This is a genomic window from Pseudodesulfovibrio thermohalotolerans (assembly GCF_021353295.2).
GTDB lineage: Bacteria > Desulfobacterota > Desulfovibrionia > Desulfovibrionales > Desulfovibrionaceae > Pseudodesulfovibrio > Pseudodesulfovibrio thermohalotolerans.
The window spans coordinates 1,877,501-1,898,374 of the sequence record NZ_CP120635.1; the positions used below are offsets into that span (position 1 = coordinate 1,877,501).

The 20,874-nt window shown below is 56.2% G+C and carries 21 protein-coding genes (1 of these 21 running past the window's edge); 14 read left to right on the plus strand and 7 right to left on the minus strand.

Features of this window, described 5'->3' with window-relative positions; all coding sequences use genetic code 11:
• The 14 genes from phnF to phnP form a co-directional block, all read left to right on the plus strand.
• Nucleotides 1-60, plus strand: partial view of a phosphonate metabolism transcriptional regulator PhnF gene (gene phnF, locus LF599_RS08835; RefSeq protein WP_279523033.1) — the 3' end only. It extends 690 nt beyond the left edge of the window; the window shows 60 of its 750 coding nt (coding positions 691-750); its start codon lies beyond the left edge, outside the window; the stop codon is at nt 58-60.
• A 127-nt stretch (nt 61-187) separates the two neighbouring features.
• On the plus strand, nt 188-1,066 hold the full coding sequence (gene phnD, locus LF599_RS08840; protein ID WP_279523034.1) for a phosphonate ABC transporter substrate-binding protein: 879 nt from the start codon (nt 188-190) through the stop codon (nt 1,064-1,066).
• Nucleotides 1,067-1,150: 84 nt separating this feature from the next.
• Complete coding sequence (phnC, locus tag LF599_RS08845; RefSeq protein ID WP_279523035.1) at nt 1,151-1,933, plus strand: phosphonate ABC transporter ATP-binding protein; 783 nt, start codon at nt 1,151-1,153, stop codon at nt 1,931-1,933.
• The gene (gene phnE / locus LF599_RS08850) at nt 1,893-2,696 is read left to right on the plus strand and encodes a phosphonate ABC transporter, permease protein PhnE (RefSeq protein ID WP_279523036.1); all 804 of its coding nucleotides are present in this window, start codon (nt 1,893-1,895) and stop codon (nt 2,694-2,696) included. The genes phnC and phnE (LF599_RS08850) overlap by 41 nt, the downstream gene beginning before the upstream one ends.
• A complete protein-coding gene (phnE, locus tag LF599_RS08855; protein WP_279523037.1) occupies nt 2,697-3,482 on the plus strand; it encodes a phosphonate ABC transporter, permease protein PhnE in 786 nt (261 codons plus the stop codon). It abuts the gene before it with no gap.
• The gene (gene phnG / locus LF599_RS08860) at nt 3,479-3,955 is read left to right on the plus strand and encodes a phosphonate C-P lyase system protein PhnG (RefSeq protein ID WP_022661749.1); all 477 of its coding nucleotides are present in this window, start codon (nt 3,479-3,481) and stop codon (nt 3,953-3,955) included. The genes phnE (LF599_RS08855) and phnG overlap by 4 nt, the downstream gene beginning before the upstream one ends.
• Entirely contained in the window at nt 3,952-4,548 is a 597-nt protein-coding gene (gene phnH / locus LF599_RS08865) for a phosphonate C-P lyase system protein PhnH (protein ID WP_279523038.1), read from the plus strand. The genes phnG and phnH overlap by 4 nt, the downstream gene beginning before the upstream one ends.
• Complete coding sequence (locus LF599_RS08870) at nt 4,536-5,648, plus strand: carbon-phosphorus lyase complex subunit PhnI (protein WP_269943288.1); 1,113 nt, start codon at nt 4,536-4,538, stop codon at nt 5,646-5,648. The genes phnH and LF599_RS08870 overlap by 13 nt, the downstream gene beginning before the upstream one ends.
• Nucleotides 5,645-6,550 carry an alpha-D-ribose 1-methylphosphonate 5-phosphate C-P-lyase PhnJ gene (locus LF599_RS08875; protein ID WP_279523039.1) on the plus strand — a complete coding sequence of 302 codons (906 nt, stop codon included), beginning with the start codon at nt 5,645-5,647 and terminating at the stop codon, nt 6,548-6,550. Before LF599_RS08870 ends, LF599_RS08875 begins: the two co-directional genes overlap by 4 nt.
• Nucleotides 6,547-7,377 carry an ATP-binding cassette domain-containing protein gene (locus LF599_RS08880; protein ID WP_279523040.1) on the plus strand — a complete coding sequence of 277 codons (831 nt, stop codon included), beginning with the start codon at nt 6,547-6,549 and terminating at the stop codon, nt 7,375-7,377. Before LF599_RS08875 ends, LF599_RS08880 begins: the two co-directional genes overlap by 4 nt.
• A gap of 11 nt (nt 7,378-7,388) precedes the next feature.
• The gene (gene phnL / locus LF599_RS08885) at nt 7,389-8,111 is read left to right on the plus strand and encodes a phosphonate C-P lyase system protein PhnL (RefSeq protein WP_279523041.1); all 723 of its coding nucleotides are present in this window, start codon (nt 7,389-7,391) and stop codon (nt 8,109-8,111) included.
• Nucleotides 8,111-9,265 (plus strand): alpha-D-ribose 1-methylphosphonate 5-triphosphate diphosphatase, encoded by a 1,155-nt coding sequence (locus LF599_RS08890; protein WP_279523042.1) that lies wholly within the window; start codon nt 8,111-8,113, stop codon nt 9,263-9,265. The genes phnL and LF599_RS08890 overlap by 1 nt, the downstream gene beginning before the upstream one ends.
• The gene (phnN, locus tag LF599_RS08895) at nt 9,258-9,866 is read left to right on the plus strand and encodes a phosphonate metabolism protein/1,5-bisphosphokinase (PRPP-forming) PhnN (RefSeq protein ID WP_269943294.1); all 609 of its coding nucleotides are present in this window, start codon (nt 9,258-9,260) and stop codon (nt 9,864-9,866) included. The genes LF599_RS08890 and phnN overlap by 8 nt, the downstream gene beginning before the upstream one ends.
• Nucleotides 9,863-10,735, plus strand: coding sequence for a phosphonate metabolism protein PhnP (gene phnP / locus LF599_RS08900; RefSeq protein WP_279523043.1), 873 nt, complete (start codon nt 9,863-9,865; stop codon nt 10,733-10,735). The genes phnN and phnP overlap by 4 nt, the downstream gene beginning before the upstream one ends.
• Before the next feature lie 82 nt (nt 10,736-10,817).
• Here phnP and LF599_RS08905 read toward each other — a convergent pair whose 3' ends face one another.
• The 7 genes from LF599_RS08905 to LF599_RS08935 form a co-directional block, all read right to left on the minus strand.
• Nucleotides 10,818-11,855: a type I glyceraldehyde-3-phosphate dehydrogenase gene (locus tag LF599_RS08905; protein WP_022661740.1), complete on the minus strand. Its 1,038-nt coding sequence runs from the start codon at nt 11,853-11,855 to the stop codon at nt 10,818-10,820.
• Nucleotides 11,856-12,012: 157 nt separating this feature from the next.
• Nucleotides 12,013-13,065, minus strand: a complete 1,053-nt coding sequence (locus LF599_RS08910) for an HTH domain-containing protein (protein ID WP_279523044.1) — start codon at nt 13,063-13,065, stop codon at nt 12,013-12,015.
• The gene (locus LF599_RS08915; RefSeq protein WP_279523045.1) at nt 13,055-16,048 is read right to left on the minus strand and encodes a type I restriction endonuclease subunit R; all 2,994 of its coding nucleotides are present in this window, start codon (nt 16,046-16,048) and stop codon (nt 13,055-13,057) included. The genes LF599_RS08910 and LF599_RS08915 overlap by 11 nt, the downstream gene beginning before the upstream one ends.
• The gene (locus LF599_RS08920; RefSeq protein ID WP_279523046.1) at nt 16,045-17,088 is read right to left on the minus strand and encodes a PDDEXK nuclease domain-containing protein; all 1,044 of its coding nucleotides are present in this window, start codon (nt 17,086-17,088) and stop codon (nt 16,045-16,047) included. The genes LF599_RS08915 and LF599_RS08920 overlap by 4 nt, the downstream gene beginning before the upstream one ends.
• Nucleotides 17,075-18,496, minus strand: a complete 1,422-nt coding sequence (locus LF599_RS08925) for a restriction endonuclease subunit S (RefSeq protein WP_279523093.1) — start codon at nt 18,494-18,496, stop codon at nt 17,075-17,077. Before LF599_RS08925 ends, LF599_RS08920 begins: the two co-directional genes overlap by 14 nt.
• Nucleotides 18,496-20,628, minus strand: a complete 2,133-nt coding sequence (locus LF599_RS08930) for a type I restriction-modification system subunit M (protein ID WP_279523047.1) — start codon at nt 20,626-20,628, stop codon at nt 18,496-18,498. Before LF599_RS08930 ends, LF599_RS08925 begins: the two co-directional genes overlap by 1 nt.
• Before the next feature lie 9 nt (nt 20,629-20,637).
• Nucleotides 20,638-20,853: a helix-turn-helix domain-containing protein gene (locus LF599_RS08935; protein ID WP_269943305.1), complete on the minus strand. Its 216-nt coding sequence runs from the start codon at nt 20,851-20,853 to the stop codon at nt 20,638-20,640.
• Between the last annotated feature and the right edge of the window lie 21 nt (nt 20,854-20,874).

The window sequence follows — 20,874 nt, forward strand, 5'->3', positions numbered from 1 at the left end:
CGGGCAGATATGATTCAGTTGCGAATCGACATGAACGACAGCGTTAATTGTTGGATGTGAGATTTAACGAAATTGAAACATGCGCGACACATAACTCTGACATCTTCACTGTATCTTTATTGCTGTCGACAGGATCAGGCGGCCTGATCCTGTCTAGATAACTATGCCTGATAAGGAGAAAGAAGAAATGAAGACGGTCTTGAAAAAAATTGGTGTTTTTTGCGCTGGAGTGGCGTTATCAGCCATGCTTGTGCTTCCGGCTGCAGCCGGGGAACTCGTCATGGGTCTGATTCCAGCCGAAAACAACGAAGAAATGGTCAAGCAGTTCGAACCGATGCGGGCCTACCTTGAATCAAAAACCGGCCAAAAAGTCAAAGTCTTTACCGCCACCGATTATACCGGCGTTATCGAGGCGATGCGCAAGAAGCGGGTCGATATCGCGTGGTTTGGTCCTCTGTCTTATTACCTTGCCGAGCAGGAAGCAGGCGCGGAAGCGTTCGCGGCCGGTATCCGCAAGGGCAGCGATTCCCACACCTATAAGAGTATTTTTGTCGTTCCGGGCAACAGCACCATCAGGACTATTCAGGATCTGAAAGGGAAAAACGTGGCCTTTGTCGACCCTGCCTCCACTTCAGGAGGGCTGATGCCCACATTCATGGTGAAAAAGGCCACCGGCATGATGCCTCAGGACTTCTTCGGCAAATTCACCTATGCGGGCTCCCATGACGCCGCAGAGCTGGCCGTCAAAAACAAGACCGTGGATGCCGCCGCCGACAACGACATCACCTACGGGAAGATGTTGAAAAAAGGTCTGATCACCAAGGAAACAAACCGAGTTCTGCTGGAATCCGATCCCTTACCCGGTTCCCCCCTCGTCTATCGCAAGGATCTTCCCGAAGATCTGAAAGCCAAGATCCGGGAGGCGATTCTGGATGCCCACAAGGACATCCAAGTCACCGGCTACGGTGAGTTGAGCCATTACGTCGCCGTGACTCCTGCGGACTACCAGGTCATTCGGGATATGGTGCGGGAACTCGGGTTGAAGAAAGAGAATATACTCAAGTAATTTTTACAACAACTTGTTCAAACAACACGGATGCAGCGCCGCTCGAATGCGGCGCAACATCCTTCTTTATAAGGAGGCCAGCAAATGGCAAGCATTTCCCTGCAAGGGGTTACAAAGAAATTCGGCAATGGTTTTCAAGCATTGCGCGGTGTAAGCGTTGACTTCGCGCCGGGTAGCCTGACGGCTATCATCGGACCTTCAGGGGCGGGCAAATCCACCATGCTTCGGATGATCAACGGACTGGAGCTGCCGACAAGCGGCGAGGTAAAAGTGGCGGAGCGGGTCGTCAACCGATCCAATCTCAGAGAGGTGCGCGGCGACGTGGGAATCATCTTCCAGCATTACAATCTCGTGAGCCGCCTGTCCGTCATGACCAACGCCCTGACCGGCAGGTTGAAATACCGCTCCTGGGTGGGGAGCATGCTGTATCTCTTTCGAAAGAGCGACATGGATCACGCTTTTCAGTCGCTTGACCGTGTGGGACTGCTTGATCGCGCCTGGGATCGGGCCGACAGGCTTTCCGGCGGACAGCAACAGCGAGTGGGGATTGCCCGGGCGTTGGCGCAACAGCCCCGGGTTCTCCTGGCCGATGAGCCGGTTGCAAGCCTTGATCCGGTGACCAGTGAAGAGATCATGCAATTGCTTCGGGAGATCTGTGACCGAGACGGCATCACCGTGATCGTCAATCTGCATCAGGTGGATCTGGCCAAACGTTTTGCCTCCCGGGTCATCGGCCTGAATGCGGGGCAAATTGTTTTTGACGGTCATCCCAATGACCTTGATCAGCGCTCGCTTGACCAAATCTATCACACCAAGAAGGAAGCCAATGATGAACAACAGCCTGCCCCTTTGCTGGCCTACGCGTAACGGGCTTCCATCTATCGCGGTAGTGATCGCTTTCGTTGTCGTCGTCGGTTTGTTGGCCTGGGCCGCTCCCATCGCGGAAATCGATCCTCTGCGTCTGGTGGCGTCCATTCCCCGCCTCCTGAGCTTTCTCGGCAACATTTTCGTCATGCCGGACATTGAGTATTTGCCCGAACTTTTTAAGAAAATGCTGGAGACCATCGAAATGACGCTGCTTGCCACGAGTATCGCTCTGGCAATCAGCCTGCCCCTTGGCTTCCTTGCGGCGAAAAACACCAGCCCCCACCCGATTGTATTCCATGTTACGAGGACCTCACTCTCATTCATGCGTGCCTTGCCGGAATTGGTCTGGGCGCTAGTTTTCGTCTCGGCGGTCGGCCTCGGCCCACTCCCTGGCGTCATGGCTCTGTCATTCGTGACGGTCGGCTTCATGGGCAAGTTTTTCGCCGAGAGTATCGAAGTAGTCGACGTCAAACCCATTGAAGGGGTTGAGGCGCATGGGGCCGGATGGTTTCAGGTCCGAACCTATGCCTACCTCCCCCAGGCCATGCCTGATTTCATCGGTTCGACGCTGTACATTCTCGACCATAATCTCCGTGCGGCGGCGATTCTCGGCCTGGTCGGGGCGGGTGGCATCGGCTACGACATGATCATGGCAATGCGTCTTTTCGATTATGACCGAATCCTCGGCATCGCTTTGGCCATATATCTCATCGTTGCGTTACTGGATCGTCTATCCAGCCATTTCAGGGCGAGGGTGATTTAAATGAAGAAGCTCTCCGCGCTCCCGCCCAAAAAACCGTTCAATCCCGCGCCGGTCTGGTTTTCCTTATGGATTGTCCTGCTTTGGCTGATCGTTTTCGACCTGGATATTTCCTTCCAAACGCTGCTCTACGGCGTGGAGGACATGGCTGAATATTTCAGCCGCTATACGGCTCCGGATTTTTCGGAGATGTCTAGATATCTACAACTCATGGCACAGACCATCGCGACGGCCTTGTGGGGCACGCTCATCGCCTTCGTCACGGCTTTTTTACTGGCCCCTTTCGCGGCGCGCAACCTGACGCCCGGCAGGGCGACATACCGGATTGCCCGAGAAACACTGAATTTTCTCCGCGCCATGCCCGATCTGTTGCTGGCGCTTATTTTTGTAGCGGCCCTGGGCCTCGGTCCGCTTCCCGGCGCATTGGCCCTTGGTGTTCATACCGCAGGATTCCTAGGGAAATTTTTCGCCGAGAACCTGGAGCGTATCGACAAGGGGGTTATTGAGGCGGTCCAGGCGACCGGCGCGAGCAGAAGTCAGGTTGTGATGTACGCGGGCTGGCCTTCCATTCTACGCGAAGCCATCGGCTACACCCTCTACATCATGGACCGGAATGTCCGCATGGCGTCAGTGCTTGGCCTGGTAGGAGCAGGCGGCATCGGTCTCGCCCTCCACGATACCTTGCGACTGGTCAAGTACGATGAATCCGCCGCCCTGATCCTGGTGATTCTGAGCGTCATTCTTGTTTTTGATTATTTTTCAACCTGGTTGAGAGGAAAACTCACATGACCGATTCCATATCATATCAGCGCCGTGACTGGCCGCGTTTGCTTTTATCACTACCACCGCAAAAGATTAAAGAAGCTGTGCGAACCATTACGGAGCTGTGCCGGGTCGATGACCAGGCCCTGCCGCAATCGGGACTCGCACTGCTTCAATTACGCGACGGTGCCTTGGCTGAACCCTATTTTATCGGGGAAATTCCTCTTTCCCGAGCCCAGGTCAGGGTCATTGATAAAAACGGTAAAAAGGGCGCGGGCGCGGCACAGATTCTTGACGACCGGACGAGCTTGGCGAGAGATGTCGCCATCTTGGACGCCATTCTCGCCAACAGGTTAAACGGGCATGAAATCATCGCGCATTTACTTGAGGAAGGCGCGCGTGGACTCGCGCGCAATGAAGCATCCCGCAGTGTGATCCTTGAGCGCACCCGCGTGGACTTCTCTCTGCTCGACGCAACCGGTGAGGACAATGACATATGAAGATCGAACCAATCTGCAAACCACAATCAGCCGTATGGGAACCAGCCGTCCAACAGAAGGCTTTTCGCCAACTGATGAATGCCTTCGCCTTCCCGGGGTCACTTGAAACACTGCTTCCTGAGGTTCAGGAACGCGAAAACAACCTGTTGCGCCTAATTCTGGCGACTCTGACCGATGGTGCGGTCACCGTCGCTGATCCGCATCATTTGATAGACGACCAGGACTGGGCGAAACTTGAAACAAACAAGGAAGCACCAGAAAAGGCGAGATTCATTGTCGCTCGCGGCGATACCGCCCCGATATTTTCTCCGGCTCTTGGTTCCCTGGAATGCCCCGAGATGGGGGCAACAGTCATCCTGAACGTTGCCTACATCGGTCGGGGCGAAGCCTTGGTCATGCGAGGCCCCGGGATTCAATCTGAAAAAGTAATTGCCTGCTCGGGACTCACCCCGGCCTGGCTGAACAAAAGAAGTGAGTGGAACGGAGCATTTCCGCTGGGCGTGGACATGATTCTCTTTGATACGGCTCGGGTCATCGCCATTCCCCGCACCACGCGGATCAAGATAAAGGAAGGACAGTCATGGGATATGTAGCGATCAAAGGTGGCGGCGTCGCCATCAAGGGGTCACTGGAAGCGCTTGAAGCGCTGCGTGCCGCCGAGGGAGAGCAGGGCGTTCCGCTTTCTCTTTCAGCCATCGAGAATCAATTACGTCTGCTCACCTCACGAATCGTTTCCGAAGGTGGGCTGTACCACCCGCGCCTGGCCGCTCTGGCGATCAAACAGATGCAAGGGGACACGCTTGAAGCGGCCTTCGCCCTGCGTGCCTATCGTTCCACCAAGCCGCGCCTGATGTCGACGCCGGTACAGGAGACCAGTCGCATGCGTGTCATCCGCCGCATTTCCAGCGCTTTTAAGGACATACCAGGAGGGCAGATGCTGGGGCCGACCTATGATTACGCGCTGCGGCTCATGCGGATCGATCTGACGGATGAGTCTCCCGAGGTATTTCGGGAAATCGCCGCAAAGTTCATGGCCGACACTCCGGGCGATGCTTTGCCGGAAACCTACCCCAAGGTTGTGGAGGCGTTGCGAAAGGACGGCTTGCTGCCGGAAGCCCCTGCCCACGACATCGAGCCTTTCGACATCACGAGAGAACCCCTTATTTTCCCCATTCCGCGCTCGGCTGTGCTGTCGAGCATGGCGCGGGCGGAGACCGGCTCCCTGCTGGCTCTGGCCTATTCCAACATGCGCGGCTATGGCGATGTCCATCCGACCATCGCTGAACTGCGCGTCGGTTATCTCCCGGTTTACTTACCCCATCCGGTTACAGGGGAAGAGATTGAGGCCGGGGAAGTGCTGATCACGGAATGCGAAGTGGTCGCCATGTATGAAAACAGCGACAACAGGAGCAAGCCGGTGTTCACGCTCGGCTACGGAGCCTGCTTTGGTCACAACGAAACCAAGGCCATATCCATGGCGGTACTGGATCGCGCCCTACAAAAAGGGATGAAGGAAGGTCCGGCGAATCCGTCCGAAGATCCGGAGTTTGTAGTCCTGCATATCGATGGCGTTGATTCCATGGGTTTCGCCAATCATTACAAGATGCCGCACTATGTGACGTTCCAGTCGGACATGGACCGGTTGCGCACGACACAAGCGAAGGCAGAGCAAAAACAAGGAAACGAAAAATGAACCCATATTATGAATTGCCGCAGGACGAAGCGGGATACAGCTTCGGTTTCCTGGATGAATACGCAAAGCGGGAAGTGAGACGCAACATCCTCAAGGCCATCTGCATTCCCGGATACCAGACCCCCTACGCTTCCCGTGAAATGCCGATGGGACGTGGTTTCGGCACGGGGGGGCTGCAACTGACCCTGAGTCTTGTCGGCCGGAGCGACACACTCAAAGTCATCGATCAGGGATCGGATGATTCGGTGAACGCGGTCAATTTGCGCCATTTTATCGAATTGACCTGCCCAGGCGTAGACACCACGGAACGCACCCAGGAGGCGACGCTTATCCAATCACGCCATCGCATCCCCGAGAGGCGACTGACGAGTGCGCAAATCTTAGTGTTGCAGGTGCCGTATCCAGATCCATTGGTCGTTGTCGAGCCTTCAGAAGCACGGCGTAAGATCATGCACGGCGAGGGAGATTATTCCCGGTTGCTGACCAAACTGTATGAAGACATAGTCCACTTCGACGAAATCACCATCTCGCACCGCTACCCCACGCGCATCAACGGCCATTACGTGCTTGATCCCAGCCCTATTCCCCGGTTCGATGTACCGAAGCTTCACCAGTCGCCCGCACTGATTCTGTTCGGGGCCGGTCGTGAAAAAAAGATATACGCAGTGCCACCCTATACCAACGCGGAACCCCTGGTCTTTGAGGACGTGCCATTCAGGACAGAGGACTTTTCCGACGCACAGGGGCGGCGGCGATCCTGTCACCGTTGCTGCGCGACGGATTCTTTTCTGGATGAATTCACCAGCAATGACGGCGTGCGGATCTATCAATGCTCAGATTCGGATTACTGCAATCAGCGGTTGTCCACGCAACACAGTGCCGCAAATGAGGCTTCGCGATGAAAAAAATTCTTGGAGTAAAAAACCTCGGCAAGATTTACGGCTCCGGATGCCCTCGCTGCCTTGAAAGCACTGGGCCGGAAGCGGGCAGCAACATCTGCTCCCACTGTGGCTCCGTGGTGGCCGCAGCCAATATCAGCTTTGATCTGCATGCCGGAGAAATTCTCGGCATCATGGGCGAATCGGGTAGCGGCAAATCAACCATCGTGAAAATGCTTTTTTTCGATGAAGAGCCATCGCTTGGCGAGGCCGTCTTTTTCGATGACGAACGCCAGTGGGATCTGTTTAGTGTCAACGCCGCCGAGCAGCGTTGGCTGCGCAACCATCGTTTCGGCATCGTCTATCAAAACCCCCATCTCGGACTCAATTTCAATTTTTCAGCGGGCGGCAACATCGCCGAGCGGCTTCTCATGAGCGATCTTGCGAATTACGGTCAAATTCGCGAGCGGGCGCGCGACCTATTGACCCGCACCGAGGTCATGCCCGAACGAATGGATGAGTCGCCGAAAAAGTTTTCAGGCGGCATGCAGCAGCGTGTCCAGATCGCCAAGGCGTTGTCCACAAGCCCCCCTGTTCTCTTTCTGGATGAAGTGACCACCGGCCTCGACCTGTCGGTCCAGGCCAGGATTCTCGACCTCATTCTCGAAATTCAACAGGAACTCGGCACGGCAATGATCGCGGTGACTCATGATCTCGGCGTCATACGCTTGCTGGCGACTCGTACCATTGTCATGAAGAACGGACGAATCATCGAAGCGGGGCTGACGGATCAGATACTGGAAGACCCCCAGCACGCCTATACCCAGCAGCTTGTTGCGTCCGCATTATAAGGAGAATTATTGTGAATAAAAGGATTTTAACTGTTGAAAAATTAAGCAAACAGTTTTTCCTGCACGAACAGAAAGCGTTCATTCCTTCTTGCAAGGACGTCAATTTGACAGTTTACTACAAAGAGATGACGGCCCTGGTCGGGCCGACCGGCTGCGGCAAATCATCTGTGCTGAAATGCATCTATCGCACCTATCTTCCGCGCGGCGGCCGCATACTTTATCACGACGAGACGGGCCATACCACCGATCTGGTGCAGGCGTCGGATCATCGGATACTGGAATTGAGGAAGCGGGATATCGGGTTTGTGACCCAGTTCCTTCACTGTCTGCCGCGAAAGGCCACCCTGGACGTGGTCGGGGAGCCACTGGTCGTTCGAGGCGAGAAAAAAGAAGCGGCCCGTGACGCCGCCGCCGATATTCTGCGTCTTCTCAATGTCCCGGAACGTCTCTGGCATGTGCCGCCCGCCACGTTTTCCGGAGGAGAAAAGCAACGAGTAAACCTGGCGCGCGGGCTCATTTCAAGACCCCGTCTGCTCCTGCTCGATGAACCCACCGCAAGTCTTGATCCGGCAACCACCGACCGAGTCATCGATCTCCTTTCCTCCATCAAGGCCAAGGGCGTCGGCATGCTGGCTGTGTTCCACCACCCCGAACTGGTCCGCCGTCTCGCGGACCGGGTCGTTGAACTGACGCCTCAAGGGGCGGAATTCCATGTAATCGAGGAAAAATTATAATGAAGCAAACTTTGCTGACCCATGCTCGGGTCGTATTTCCAACCGAAGTAGTTGAGGACATCGCTGTTTTAATAGAAGACGGGCGCATCGCCTCCATTGATCCTGACAGAACGGAAAAAACGGAGATCATCGATCTTGACGGAAGGATTCTTATCCCAGGCATGATAGACCTGCATTGTGACGCCCTGGAAAAAGAAATCGAACCGCGTCCCAATGTGCATTTCCCTTTGGATTTCTCCTGTGCCCAAGCAGACAAACGTAATGCTGTGGCTGGAATTACGACTGTATTTCACGCTTTGTCCTTTGCTAATCATGAATTAGGTGTGCGCAATAATGCCTTCGCCGCCAAGATCGCCCGTGCCATAAGATCTTTTAGGCTACAAGCATTGATCGACAATCGGGTGCATGCCCGCTATGAAGTTACTGACGAAACCGCGCCGCCGATCTTGCGTGAGCTTATTGAACAAGGCGATGCCCATCTGATATCCTTCATGGATCACAGTCCAGGTCAAGGCCAATTCCGAGATGTGGAGACCTATCGCAACTACCTCTCTCATACTTACAAAACAAATGAGGACACGATTGAGGGGATTCTGACCCGCAAGCTGAAGGCAGCACAGGGGGCAATGGATCGCATGCGGTACCTGGCTGAAATAGCCCAACTCCACGGAGTACCAATCGCTAGTCACGACGACGACTCGCCGGAAAAGATTGCTACGGTGCAGGCGTTTGGCGCAGTCATCTCCGAGTTTCCGATCAACATAGAAACCGCCCGAGCCGCCCGCAAAAACGGCTTGGCAACCCTGTTCGGAGCACCCAATATTTTGCGCGGAAAATCCCAGTCGGGCAATATGCGAGCGCTTGATGCTGTCATCAACGGTGTAGCTGACTGCCTTTGCGGAGATTATTCCCCTGCTGCACTTTTGCCATCCATTATGCGTCTGCCTTCTCTTACAGATATTACCCTTAGCCAAGCTGTGGCCATGGTGACCGTCAATCCAGCGCGCGCCATAGGGTTGTCTGACCGTGGAGAGATAGCAATTGGCAAGCGAGCAGATCTTGTTGCTGTGAAAATGTATGGTTCTCTCCCTCATGTGGAAAAAGTCTGGAAAGACGGTAAGCTCGTAATCTCAGCAACATATAATCATGTTTAATGAAGATCGTAAGATGAAAGCCAATCTCATTTACATTATGGGAGCATCAGGTAGCGGCAAAGACAGCCTGATGCGTTACGCCCGGGAAAAACTTGCAAAGCACACCAACATCGTTTTCGCCCATCGCTACATCACCCGTCCAGCGGATGTAGGAGGTGAAAATCACGTGTCGCTCAGCCCTGATGAATTTTCCTCGCGGGTTGCGGCAGGACTTTTTGCCTTGCATTGGCAAAGTCACGGTTATTATTACGGGATCGGCATTGAAATCGATCTATGGCTTACAAGAGGCTTGACCGTAATTGTAAATGGCTCCCGTAAATACTTACAAAATGTGTACAATCGATATACTAACGTAGTGCCGATTTTGATCGAGGTTTCACCGGATATCCTACGATTAAGGCTTCAGAATCGAAACCGTGAAACCGGGGAACAGATTGAAAAACGTCTGCAACGTCACCAGATTCTGGCTAACGCCTGCGAGGGCTGTCTAAAAGTCAATAACGACGGACAGCTTAACGAAGGCGGTGACACTTTAATCGATCTCATCCTGCATTATTCCGTTAATGACTTTTTACACCCAGACAGGGGTATTCATCCATGAGCACACTGAAATCAGGGATCCTTCGATCATCCATGGAAGTTGGTTCAAGATATGACTTCAGGAATGGCCCAAAGCCACTGAAAAACACAGATGATTTGCGTTTAATCCTTCTGGGAACAGGCGATGCAGGTGGTGTGCCGCTTTATGGGTGCAAGTGTCCTGCCTGTGAACGGGCAAGGTTTGATCCCCGTTTCATAAGGCGTCCAAGCACGGCACTTGTTGAATCCAGAGGTACGCAGGTCTTAATCGACGCAGGGTTGGTCGATCTCGTCGAACGGTTTCCTCCCGGAAGCATAACCGCGATCCTGCTCACCCATTTTCACCCCGATCATGTACAGGGGCTGTTTCATCTCCGCTGGGGCAAAGGCCCGCGGATAGATGTCGGAGTACCTCCCGATCCGGAGGGTTGCGCCGACCTTTACAAAAACAACGGCTTGCTGAAGTTTCAGCGGCTCCAGGAATTCAGCCCGGCTCTCTTTGGTGACGTGAGGGCTACCCCTGTTCCTTTGATGCATTCCAAGATGACCTTTGGCTACTGTCTTGAAGCGGCCTCGGCAAGGATTGCCTATCTTTGCGATACCGTCGGTTTGCCTTCCGACAGCATAGAGTTTTTGAAACAGTGGCAGCCTGATTGCGTTATCCTCGATTGCTGTTATCCACCTCTGGGAAGGAAACCACGTAACCATAATGATGTGCACACCGTATTGGAAAGCGCGGATGCCATCGGAGCAAAGAGGGTGATCCTCACCCATGTAGGTCATGAGTTGGATTTGTGGCTGATGGACCACGCAGGAACCCTACCCCGCCACGTTGCGGTTGGAAGGGATGGAATGGTAATCGATGATCGAAATACTGAGCCCTCAAGGTAATCACTTGGTTTGAGTAAACACTGGGATGCTTATTCGATTTTTATTTTTTGACGGGGCAAGACTCGAAGATCTTCCTATAAGCTTATTCCCCCGCCAGGCTCTGCCAGGTTTGCGCTACATCGAGCATGCGATTGGCGTAACTCCACTCGTTGTCGAACCAAGCCATGAGTTTGAGCAGCCTGCAGGCGCTCACCCGGGTCTGAGTTCCGTCGATGATCGCCGAGCGGGGGTCGGTGTTGAAATCGACCGAAGCGTGGGGCTCTTCGGTGTATCCCAGGAGCCCCAGCAAGCGTCCTTCCGAGGCTTCACGAAAGAGGGCGTTGACCGAAATGGCATCCGCAGGACGACGTAGGTTGATGGCCAGGTCCATCAGAGAAACATTGATGGTCGGTACGCGCAGGTGCAGACATTCGAAACGGCCGCTCAGGGCGGGCATCATCTTGCCAATCCCCTGACTCAGGCCGGTATCGACCGGGACCATGGACTGCATGGCGCTGCGGGTCAGCCGCAGATCGGTGTGGTGATAGCTGTCGATCACCGGCTGGTCGTTCATTGCCGAATGGATGGTCGTGGTTACGCCGTTCTCGATCCCGTAATGTTGGTCGAGCAGGTCGAGGATGGGAACGATGCAGTTGGTGGTGCAGGAGCCGCAGGAGACGATCCGATGGCCGGGTTTTAGGTGCCTACTGTTGAAACCGTGGACAATGGTGGCATCTATGTCCGCATCGGCGGGCTGTGAAAAGAGCAACCGTCGCGCACCGCTGGCCAGGTGGCACTCCGCAGTGGAGCGATCGGTAAAGGTACCCGTGCATTCGAAAACAAGATCGACATCCAGGTCCTTCCAGGGTAGATTCTCGGGGCTTCTCTCGTTCAGTGCCCGGATGCGGTCTCCGTTGATCAGCAGATGGCTGCCGTCGTTCCTCACCTCCACGGGGAAACGGCCATGGGTGGTATCGTAGCGTGTCAGATAGGTCAAAGTGTCGAGGTCGGACAGCTCGTTGATCGCCACCACCTTCAGGTCGCTGTGGCGGCGACCGACATAGAGCGCCCGCAGGACGCTTTGACCGATGCGGCCATAGCCGTTAATGGCGATGCGGAATTTTGGGGCGGTTCTGGACATGGCGGCTCAAGCTCCTCTTGATCAACCAATCCCTTTGAATAGGGGGTGTGAAAACCGGTGAATGTCAGCAGGATATCCATCACTTTTTACCCCGCACCAATTCGTGTTGTGGATTGATAGGTGACGCCAAAGATTGTTTCTACATCATTCCATATGGCTATTCCTTAATTGCATTCTGGTGAGCAGCAAACTCCTCATCGATCTCAAACAGATCAGGCGTCGAGCGATGAACGCCGATGCCGTGTTCCATCAGCAGCATCACAAGCTGGTCCCCGTTCATCAGGGCGATGGGGGTTTTGTCTGCCTGGGCGGCCTCCTTGACGGCTCCGGGGCTGAAATCGCTTGTGGTGATGATCAGGCCTTGCTCGTGCGCCCCCAGGCTGCCGCGCACCTGCTGCACCACCGGAGCCTGGATGTTGTTCTTGAGCTTCCATTTCTTGACCTGGACTGCCATCTTGATGCGGACCACGTCACCGACCACCAGGGTGCCCCGGACATCGATGCCGCCGTCGCCGCTGAGCTTGGTCACTTTAACCATCTCGAAGCCCATCTCCGCCAGCAACTGCGAGATAAGCTCCTCGAACTCGCCGGGTTTCATTGCCAGCAAGCGCTCACGCAGGACCTTCCGGACCTGGTGGTTGTGCTGTTCGATCTGGAACGCCAGTCCGCGTCCCATCCATTGGCTCAGACCGATATAACCACGGCCGTGCTGAACGAAGCGGGGCCGCTCACCGCGTTTCTGCTGACGCTTGATCTCGGTGATCACCTGGGCGTACATGGTGGCCTCGGGCGTTTTGCCGCCTGTCACCAGCCAACCTTTTTGTAGGGCCTTCTCGGTGATCTCCTTGTAGTGCATCGGCTTCTTGTCGCCGAACTCCTCGAGCACCTTCTGAGCGCAATCGGTAAAGGAGAAACCCGCGTTCGGATGATGTTTTGGGGCTTCTTCGACGGCCACAGGAACCGACGCAGCGCCGCTCGGTATTTCAGTGGAATCCCGAAGAGCGAAGGTCTGAGGGCCGACCTTTACAAAGGGTGACTTGTCTCCGTTGTTCTTGATGTCGGAGTAGAGCCGGGCGCTGACAGTGGCGTCTGGGGTCTTGCCATCGGACTGCCAGAGACCGGCAGCCATGATCTGCTCGGCGATGTCCTTGGCGTTCAGTGCCATTTCGGCCTGCTGCAAAACCTGAATAGCTGCCGTTTTAACGTCCATGGCTCGCCCCCGTTGCGGATTGTTCGGCCTGTTGCTGATAGGTCACGCCGAAGATGGTGTCACCCAGCCATTTCTTGAAAGACGGGTTGTCGCTGAACTGCTTGAACAGCTCGGTGTGGTCGGACAAGAGGTCGATCATGACCCGCTGCAGCGCGGCGTCGTGCTCGATCCGGGCGGTCTTCTTGTCGTTGTTCTTCATGGCGTTCTGGTAGGCCGCGTCAGCCGCCACCTTGGCCGGGATCTCCTCGGCGATGACCTTGCGGATCTTGTCACCGTCTTTCCACTCGATGTTGCCGAACTGGTCGTTGAACGCCTTGATGATGTTGCTCAGTTGGTCCAGCTCCGGTTCCGGTTTGCGGCCGCCGCCGCTGGTCGGCACCGGTCCGATTTCGGCATCCTGATCCGCAAGGCCTATCTTCAGGCTGGTCTTCACCTCGACACGGTAGCTGTCCATGTCGATGGCCTCCAGGATGCCCCGGGACAGGTCCTCTTCCTTGGGCGCGGGGAGTTTCGGGATCAGGAAGTTCAGGAAGATCGACAGCTTTTCCCAGTCGGCATTCGAGTACGCCAGGATCGAGGACAGAAAGCCGTAGGTGCGGACGAAGGCCTTGGCTTTGCCTTTGAAGTCCACCTGGCCGTCCTCATCGAGATCGGCGTTGTAGGTGGCCACGCAGGCATCCAGGATCGGGTCGAGCTTGTCGCGGTCCGCGCCGTTCAGATAGAGCCCCACCAGGTCGTCGATTTGTACCTGCGAATAGACCTGGTAGCCGTCCAGATCCGACTTCAGATCATGGAGCTTGTTGGGGTCGGTCTCGTCACTGAGGATGGTGGTGCGGTAATAGGGCTCGAACGACCTCTGGATGGTCTCCGAGTCGTTGTAGAAATCGAGCACAAAAGTGTCGTGCTTCTGCGGATGGGCGCGATTGAGCCGCGAGAGGGTCTGCACCGCCTTGATGCCGGAGAGCGCCTTGTCCACGTACATGGTGTGCAGCAGCGGTTCGTCGTAGCCGGTCTGGAACTTGTCGGCGACGATCAGGAAGCGGTACGGGTCCTGTTGTACCTTGTCCGGGATCTGGCTGCTGGGAAAGCCGTTCAGCGTCGACTCGGTGACTTTCTTGCCGCCGTACTCGTGCTCCCCGGAAAAAGCCACGATGGGTGCGTAAGGGCTTTTGCGCTCTTTGAGATAGTCCCTGAAGGCGTGGAAATACTGGATGGCCCGCTCGATACCGTTGGTGATGACCATGGCCCGGGCATGGCCGCCGATCTTGCGGTGGCCGATCACCTGGGCGTGGAAATGGTCCACCATAATCTCCGCCTTCTCGCGGATGGCGTGCTCGTGGGACTCCACATAGCGGCGCAGCTTTTTCTGGGCCTTGTTGGCGTCGAAGAGCGGGTCGTCCTCCACGGTCTTGGCCAGGCGGTAATAGCTCTCCACCGGGGTGTAGTTCTTCAGCACATCGAGGATGAAACCCTCCTGGATGGCCTGCTTCATGGTGTAGCTGTGGAACGGGTGATGCTTCACGGTGCCGTCCGGCTGCGGGTCCGGCTCGCCGAAGATCTCCAGGGTCTTGTTCTTGGGGGTCGCGGTGAAGGCGAAGTAGCTGGCGTTGGTCACCATCTTCCGGCCTTCCATGATCTTGTTGATCTTGTCCTCGACCGTCTCTTCCTCCTCGTCATCAGAGCCGCCATAGGGCGCGGTCTCCTCCAGCACGCGGTTCATGGCAGCGGTGGTTTTGCCGCCCTGGCTGGAATGGGCCTCGTCGATGATGATGGCGAATTTGCTCTTGCGGTGTTCGTCACCGATCTCGTCGAGGATGAACGGAAACTTCTGCACGGTGGTGATGATGATTTTCTTACCGGCCTTGAGGAAGCGGCGCAGGTCGCCGGAGTGTTCGGCATGGCCGACTGTGGCGGAGACCTGGGCGAACTGCTTGATGGTGTCGCGGATCTGTTTGTCGAGCACCCGTCGGTCGGTGACCACGATCACCGAGTCGAACAACGCCTTGCCGTCCTTCTCCAGTCCCACCAGCTGGTGCGCCAGCCAGGCGATGGAGTTGCTTTTGCCGCTGCCCGCCGAGTGCTGGATCAGGTAGCGCCTGCCGATGCCGCTCTCAGCGGCATTGGCCAGCAGCATGCGCACCACCTTCAACTGGTGGTAGCGAGGGAAGATCTGCTTGTACCTCTTTTTGCTGGTCTTCTCGTCCTTTTCCTCCACCACCTGGGCGTAGTTTTCCAGGATATCGGTCAACCCCTCTTTGGAGAGGGTCTCCTTCCACAGGTAGTCGGTGGCGAGCCCGGCCGGGTTGGGCGGATTGCCAGCACCGTCGTTGTAGCCTTTGTCGAAGGGCAGAAACCACGAGCCCTTGCCCTTGAGGTGGGTGCAGAAACGCACCTCGTGATCGTCCACGGCAAAATGAACGACGCAGCGGCCGAACTGGAACAGCAGCTCCTTTGGGTCGCGGTCGCGCTGGTACTGCTGCACGGCATCGAGCACCGTCTGCTTGGTGAGCTTATTTTTGAGTTCGAAGGTGGCGATGGGCAGGCCGTTGATGAACACGGCCATGTCGAGGGCGAGCGCGGTTTCAACGCGGCTGTAGCGGAGCTGGCGGGTGACGCTAAAGATGTTGGCTGCGAACCGTTCCGCCGCCTTCACGTTGCCCGGCGTCGGCGTGCCGTAGAAAAGGTCCACATGGGCCGGGCCGTGCTTGATGCCGCCGCGCAGCACGTCTACCACGCCGCGCTTGGCGATCTCGCCCTGCAGGCGGTGCAGGAATTGTGTGCGTTTGGGGCCTTCCTCGTCGATGCCGAGAGCCTCATAGGTATCGGGCTGGGTGGCGGCGAGGAACTGCAGCAGTTTGGCCAGGTCGACAGCGTGTTCCCTGTCGTAGTCCTGCGGATCACCATGAACGTATCCGGCTTCCTCCACGAGGGAGGCGACGATGATCGATTCCAGGCCCTTTTCGCTGGTGTCGGTAGGTTTCATAGATCCTCCAGCAAATGGGCGATGTCCTTCGGCGACGGCAGTTGGCCTTTTAGCGCCTTGGGCAGGGTCTTGGTGATTTCATAAGTGGCCACGCCGATGGGCTTGCGGGCGTCGTGCAGGGCGTATTCCACAATCGTGCGGCTCTTCTCCTTGCACAGGATGATGCCGATGGAGGGGTTCTCGTCCTCCTGGCGGACCTGCCGGTCCAGAGCCGCCAGATAAAACTGCATCTTGCCGACGAACTCCGGCAGGAATTCGCCGACTTTCAATTCAATGGCGACAAGGCAGCGCAGGCGGCGGTGAAACAACAGCAGGTCGATGAAAAACTCTTTGCCGTCCACCTCTAGCCGGTATTGACTGCCCATGAAGGCGAACATGCCGCCCATGGCCCGGAGAAAATCCTCGATCCGGGCGATGAGCGCCCGTTCCAGCTCCCGCTCGCTGTGTTCCTCGCCCAGCTCCAGAAAATCGAAGGTGTATTCGTCCTTCACCGCCAGCTTGGCCTGGGCGCGAAGTTCCGGCGTCAGCGCCTGGTCGAAATTGGTCTGGCCCAGCAGGGATTTTTCATAGCTCTGGTTATCGATCTGATGAATGAGTACATTCTTGGACCAGCCGAACTTGCGGGTCATGCGCAGATAGAATTCCCGCTCCAGCGGCTCCTTGCAGCGCTCCAGGATGGCCAGGTTGTGGCTCCAGCCGATTTCTCGCACCAGTGGTGCGAGTTTTTCCAGACCGGTGTAGGCTTCGAAAAAGGCCTTCATTCGCCAGAGGTTGGAAGCCGAAAAGCCACCTACGCCGGGGAACTCCGTCCGCAGATCGGCGGCGAGCTGTTCCACCACCGCCTTGCCCCAGCCTTCAACATCCTGCCGCTCCACGATCATCCGGCCGATATCCCAGTACAGGCCGACCAGCTCCTTGTTGACCGCCTTGAGGGCTTCGTACTGGGCGGAGCGGATGCGCTCCTTGATCTCGGTCAGCAGGCGCGGATAGTCCTTCGGTTTGCTGATGCTGTTTTTTGGGGTTTTGTCAGTCGGTTTCATCCATGTCCCCCTCGTCATCGATTACGTCATCGGCATCGGTGGTGTCCTCATCCAGCGCCAGCAGTTTTTCCTCGGCGACCTCCGGCACCTCGACGCCACGTACATCCACTTGGCCGGTGACGACATCGGAAATCAGCCGGGTGCGGTATTCGCGCATCAGCTCGATCTCGCGTTGGGTGCGGTCAATAGCCTGGTCGAGTACACTTGTTTCGCTCCGAATAAAGTCACAGATTGCGGATTGCTCTGAGATTTCAGGAAGAGGCAACTTTGATGACAGATACTCTCCCACACGCAGATTTGGATAAGTGCTGCCTGCCACCATTCGCTTGACCCTCTCTCGGGTCAAATGCGATGTAAGCAAATAGAAGAGATATAACGGCAAGACTTTCTCGTGCTTGGCTGTTAGTCGCATCAGGAAATTACTGAATGCGAAATCAGGAGTATCCTCAGTAAATATCCCGGCTTTCCCAGTAATGACGTTTGAAATCGAACCGCTCGATTTGACAACGAGTATTTCACCTGGCTTGCACGAATAGCGCTTCGCCTCAGCTTCAGTAAACCCTCTGATTGGCATTTTTTTGACGAGAAATCTGCCGTCTTTGTCTATCTGAGCAGTTGTCGCGACAGGCAGAACGACCTCTCCAAGTTCTGGCTCTACACCATAACTTCCACTGTTATCTGCTCTGGCAATCTGCTTGAGGGGTATTTCCGCCCAATGCTCCGGAATATCTCCAATCCATTCCACGCCGCTGGGCTTGAGCTTGACCTTGGGATCGAGCCCCCGGGTCACGGCCTGGTTGATGATGTTCTGCTTCTGTTCCTTGAGCAGTTCGATGAGCCGCCGCTTATTGCGGATGAATTTGTTGATCTGTGCGGATTCATTTCTCATGAACCGAGAAATTGCCTTTTGCTCTTCCGGCAAAGGAACGGGGAGCGTTAGTGACGCGAAGGTATCGAATCGAAAATCTGTTGATCTCTCCCTGATACCCTTTGCAAGCGAAGTTATAAAATACGAGCGAGACATCTCACGCACCAGTTGTGCGTAGTAATGCGTGTCTAAATCTCTTTTGGGGAGACAAACAGAATAAACTGGAGTCCCCTTCCCATCGGAGTCAGATACCCCAACTGCGCCAGCAAAGGCATCCATTTGATGGATAACCAGATCGCCTTTGCGAATACCTTGGTATCCGATTTCCTTGAGAGATTCGGTAAAGCCCCGGATTCGACGATTCTTTCGCAAGGTAACTGTTCCATCGCGAAAGCATGTGACTACTTCATCTTGCGAGCGAACCGGCCTTTCCATTTTGCGAAAAAGCCATTTTCCACGATGTAGTTCCCAGTGCGCCGGTATCTTCCCTAACCACGGAACACCAGAATCCTTGTATTCTGGATAAGGGGCCAGCTTCATCACTCAGCCTCCCCGACAATCTGTTCCAGCAGCCCCTCGGTCTCCTGCTCCAGGGCGTAGATATCGGCCTTGATCTCCTCCAGGGTGCGCATGGGCGCGGGCTTGTAGAAATGGCGGGTGAAGGAGATCTCGTAGCCGATCTGGGTTTTGCTGGCATCAATCCAGGCATCCGGGGTGTAGGGCAGCACCTCGCGCCGGAAGAAGGCCTCGATGCCGCCGTCTTCCAGCAGCGGCACCTGTTCGCTGTCGCGCAGGGCGGTATCCGGCTCGTATTCGACCACGCAGGTCTTGCCGTTCACCTCGGCCTCAAAGAGGCCGTGGATGGGATCGGGCGTGGCCTTGCCGGGCTTGTGAACCTTCTTCAGTACCGGCGCGGCGTCCTCGCGGGTGTCGCAGAGGTCGCTTTGCAGCAGCTTCTTGCGCTTGGCGGTGAGCTTGACGCCGTGCTTGTCGGCATCGGCATGGGCGACGTCCATAAAGGCGTTGAAATCCAGGTGAGGACCGGCTCCAAGCGTCTCTGCCACGCGGCGGGCCAGCTTGGCCAGCGGCTCTTCCTTGGCCTTGGCGCAGGCCCGCTCGAACCGTTCCAGCCGGGCCGGGCTCAGGTGGGCGGCGAGGCGCAGCGGGCGGTCCACCGTCACCTTCCAGTAGCCGAAGGCCTCGTTGGGGAAGATCTTGGATTTCTCGGTTTCGACCGGATTCACCACCAGATCGCAGATGGCGCGGATGTGTTCCTCGGAGAACTCGCAGTTCTTCTTGCCGAGGTTGCGGCGCAGTGGCACGTACCATTCGGTGGCGTCAATGAGCTGGACCTTGCCTCGGCGCGTATCAGACTTGCGGTTGGTCAGTACCCAGATGTAGGTGGCGATGCCGGTGTTGTAGAACATGTTCTCCGGCAGGGCGATAATGGCCTCCAGCCAGTCGTTCTCGATGATCCAGCGACGGATGTTGCTCTCGCCCTGACCGGCGTCGCCGGTGAAGAGTGACGAGCCGTTGTGGACCTCGGCGATGCGACTGCCGAGGCGGGTGGTGTGCTTCATCTTGGAGAGCTTGTTGACCAGAAACATGAGCTGCCCGTCCGAGGAGCGGGTGATCATCTTGTATTCCGGGTCGCCGCCGTGCTGGGTGACAAAGCGCGGGTCCTTGATGTCCCCCTTGCCGCCCAGGCGCTCCAGATCGGTCTTCCAGCTCTTGCCGTAGGGCGGATTGGAGAGCATGAAGTCGAATTCCTGCGACGGGAAGGCATCGCTGGAGAGCGTGGAGCCGTACTTCATGTTCTCGGCCTCGGCCCCTTCGCCTTTGAGCAGCAGGTCGGCCTTGGAGATGGCGTAGGTTTCCGGCTGCACCTCCTGACCGAACAGATGGATAGAGACATCCTTTTCGTGACTCTGGGCCAGCTCGGCCAGGCGTTCCTCCGCCACGGTCAGCATGCCGCCGGTGCCGCAGGCCCCGTCATAGACGAGGTAGGTGCCGGATTCGATGTCGTCGGCCACCGGCAGGAAGATCAGGTCGGCCATGAGCTTGACCACGTCGCGGGGGGTGAAGTGTTCTCCGGCCTCTTCGTTGTTCTCTTCATTGAAGCGGCGGATCAGCTCCTCGAAGATGGTGCCCATCGAATGGTTGTCGAGCGCTGGAAGGATCTCGTTGCCGTCCACGTCCCGCACCGGCTTGGGACTGAGGTTGATGCGGCCGTCGAGGAACTTCTCGATCAGGTGGCCGAGGATGTCCGCCTCGATCAACGTGGGGATCTGATTGCGGAACTTGAACTTGTCGAGGATCTCCTGGACGTTGGGCGAAAAGCCGTCCAGATAGGCTTCGAAATCGGCCTTGAGCTGTTGCTGCTTGGCGCGGTTCTTCAGGTCGCGCAGGGTAAAGGGCGAGACGTTGTAAAAGGCCTCTCCGGAGGCCTGGCAGAGCGCGGCGTGTTGATTGGCGATCCCGGCCCCGTCGAGCTGCTTCTTCATGCCGAGCACCTTTTCTTTGCTCGGCTCCAAGAGCGCATCGAGGCGTCGGATGACCGTCATCGGCAGGATCACGTCGCGGTACTTGCCGCGCACATAGACATCGCGCAACACGTCGTCGGCAATACCCCAGATAAAATTCACAATGCTGTTGTGGATCACATGGTTCATAGCCCGTTATTACTCCTTGCGCTTCTTGTCGGTTTCTACAGGCTCGGCCGCGCCGCCAGCCTTCACCCACTCGTCAACCTCGTCTTTCTTGAACTTCCAAAGACGGCCCATGCGATGGGCGGGCATCGCATGCTTGTCGATCCAGCGGTAAACGGTGTCACTACTGACACCGAGGTACTTGCAAATCTCGGTTATTGATAACCAGCGGTCTTCCATCTCGTTCATTCTCTTGCTCCACGGGCGTTT

Bases quoted from the DNA above. Each gene is read 5' to 3' on its own strand.
- phnP (WP_279523043.1), top strand. From the start codon at position 9,863: ATGAGCACACTGAAATCAGGGATCCTTCGATCATCCATGGAAGTTGGT.
- LF599_RS08905 (WP_022661740.1), bottom strand. From the start codon at position 11,855: ATGTCCAGAACCGCCCCAAAATTCCGCATCGCCATTAACGGCTATGGC.
- phnC (WP_279523035.1), top strand. From the start codon at position 1,151: ATGGCAAGCATTTCCCTGCAAGGGGTTACAAAGAAATTCGGCAATGGT.
- phnE (WP_279523037.1), top strand. From the start codon at position 2,697: ATGAAGAAGCTCTCCGCGCTCCCGCCCAAAAAACCGTTCAATCCCGCG.
- LF599_RS08915 (WP_279523045.1), bottom strand. From the start codon at position 16,048: ATGAAACCTACCGACACCAGCGAAAAGGGCCTGGAATCGATCATCGTC.
- LF599_RS08870 (WP_269943288.1), top strand. From the start codon at position 4,536: ATGGGATATGTAGCGATCAAAGGTGGCGGCGTCGCCATCAAGGGGTCA.
- LF599_RS08920 (WP_279523046.1), bottom strand. From the start codon at position 17,088: ATGAAACCGACTGACAAAACCCCAAAAAACAGCATCAGCAAACCGAAG.
- phnH (WP_279523038.1), top strand. From the start codon at position 3,952: ATGAAGATCGAACCAATCTGCAAACCACAATCAGCCGTATGGGAACCA.
- phnD (WP_279523034.1), top strand. From the start codon at position 188: ATGAAGACGGTCTTGAAAAAAATTGGTGTTTTTTGCGCTGGAGTGGCG.
- LF599_RS08910 (WP_279523044.1), bottom strand. From the start codon at position 13,065: ATGGACGTTAAAACGGCAGCTATTCAGGTTTTGCAGCAGGCCGAAATG.
- LF599_RS08925 (WP_279523093.1), bottom strand. From the start codon at position 18,496: ATGAAGCTGGCCCCTTATCCAGAATACAAGGATTCTGGTGTTCCGTGG.
- LF599_RS08930 (WP_279523047.1), bottom strand. From the start codon at position 20,628: ATGAACCATGTGATCCACAACAGCATTGTGAATTTTATCTGGGGTATT.
- LF599_RS08880 (WP_279523040.1), top strand. From the start codon at position 6,547: ATGAAAAAAATTCTTGGAGTAAAAAACCTCGGCAAGATTTACGGCTCC.
- LF599_RS08890 (WP_279523042.1), top strand. From the start codon at position 8,111: ATGAAGCAAACTTTGCTGACCCATGCTCGGGTCGTATTTCCAACCGAA.
- LF599_RS08935 (WP_269943305.1), bottom strand. From the start codon at position 20,853: ATGAACGAGATGGAAGACCGCTGGTTATCAATAACCGAGATTTGCAAG.
- phnE (WP_279523036.1), top strand. From the start codon at position 1,893: ATGATGAACAACAGCCTGCCCCTTTGCTGGCCTACGCGTAACGGGCTT.
- phnG (WP_022661749.1), top strand. From the start codon at position 3,479: ATGACCGATTCCATATCATATCAGCGCCGTGACTGGCCGCGTTTGCTT.
- phnN (WP_269943294.1), top strand. From the start codon at position 9,258: ATGTTTAATGAAGATCGTAAGATGAAAGCCAATCTCATTTACATTATG.
- LF599_RS08875 (WP_279523039.1), top strand. From the start codon at position 5,645: ATGAACCCATATTATGAATTGCCGCAGGACGAAGCGGGATACAGCTTC.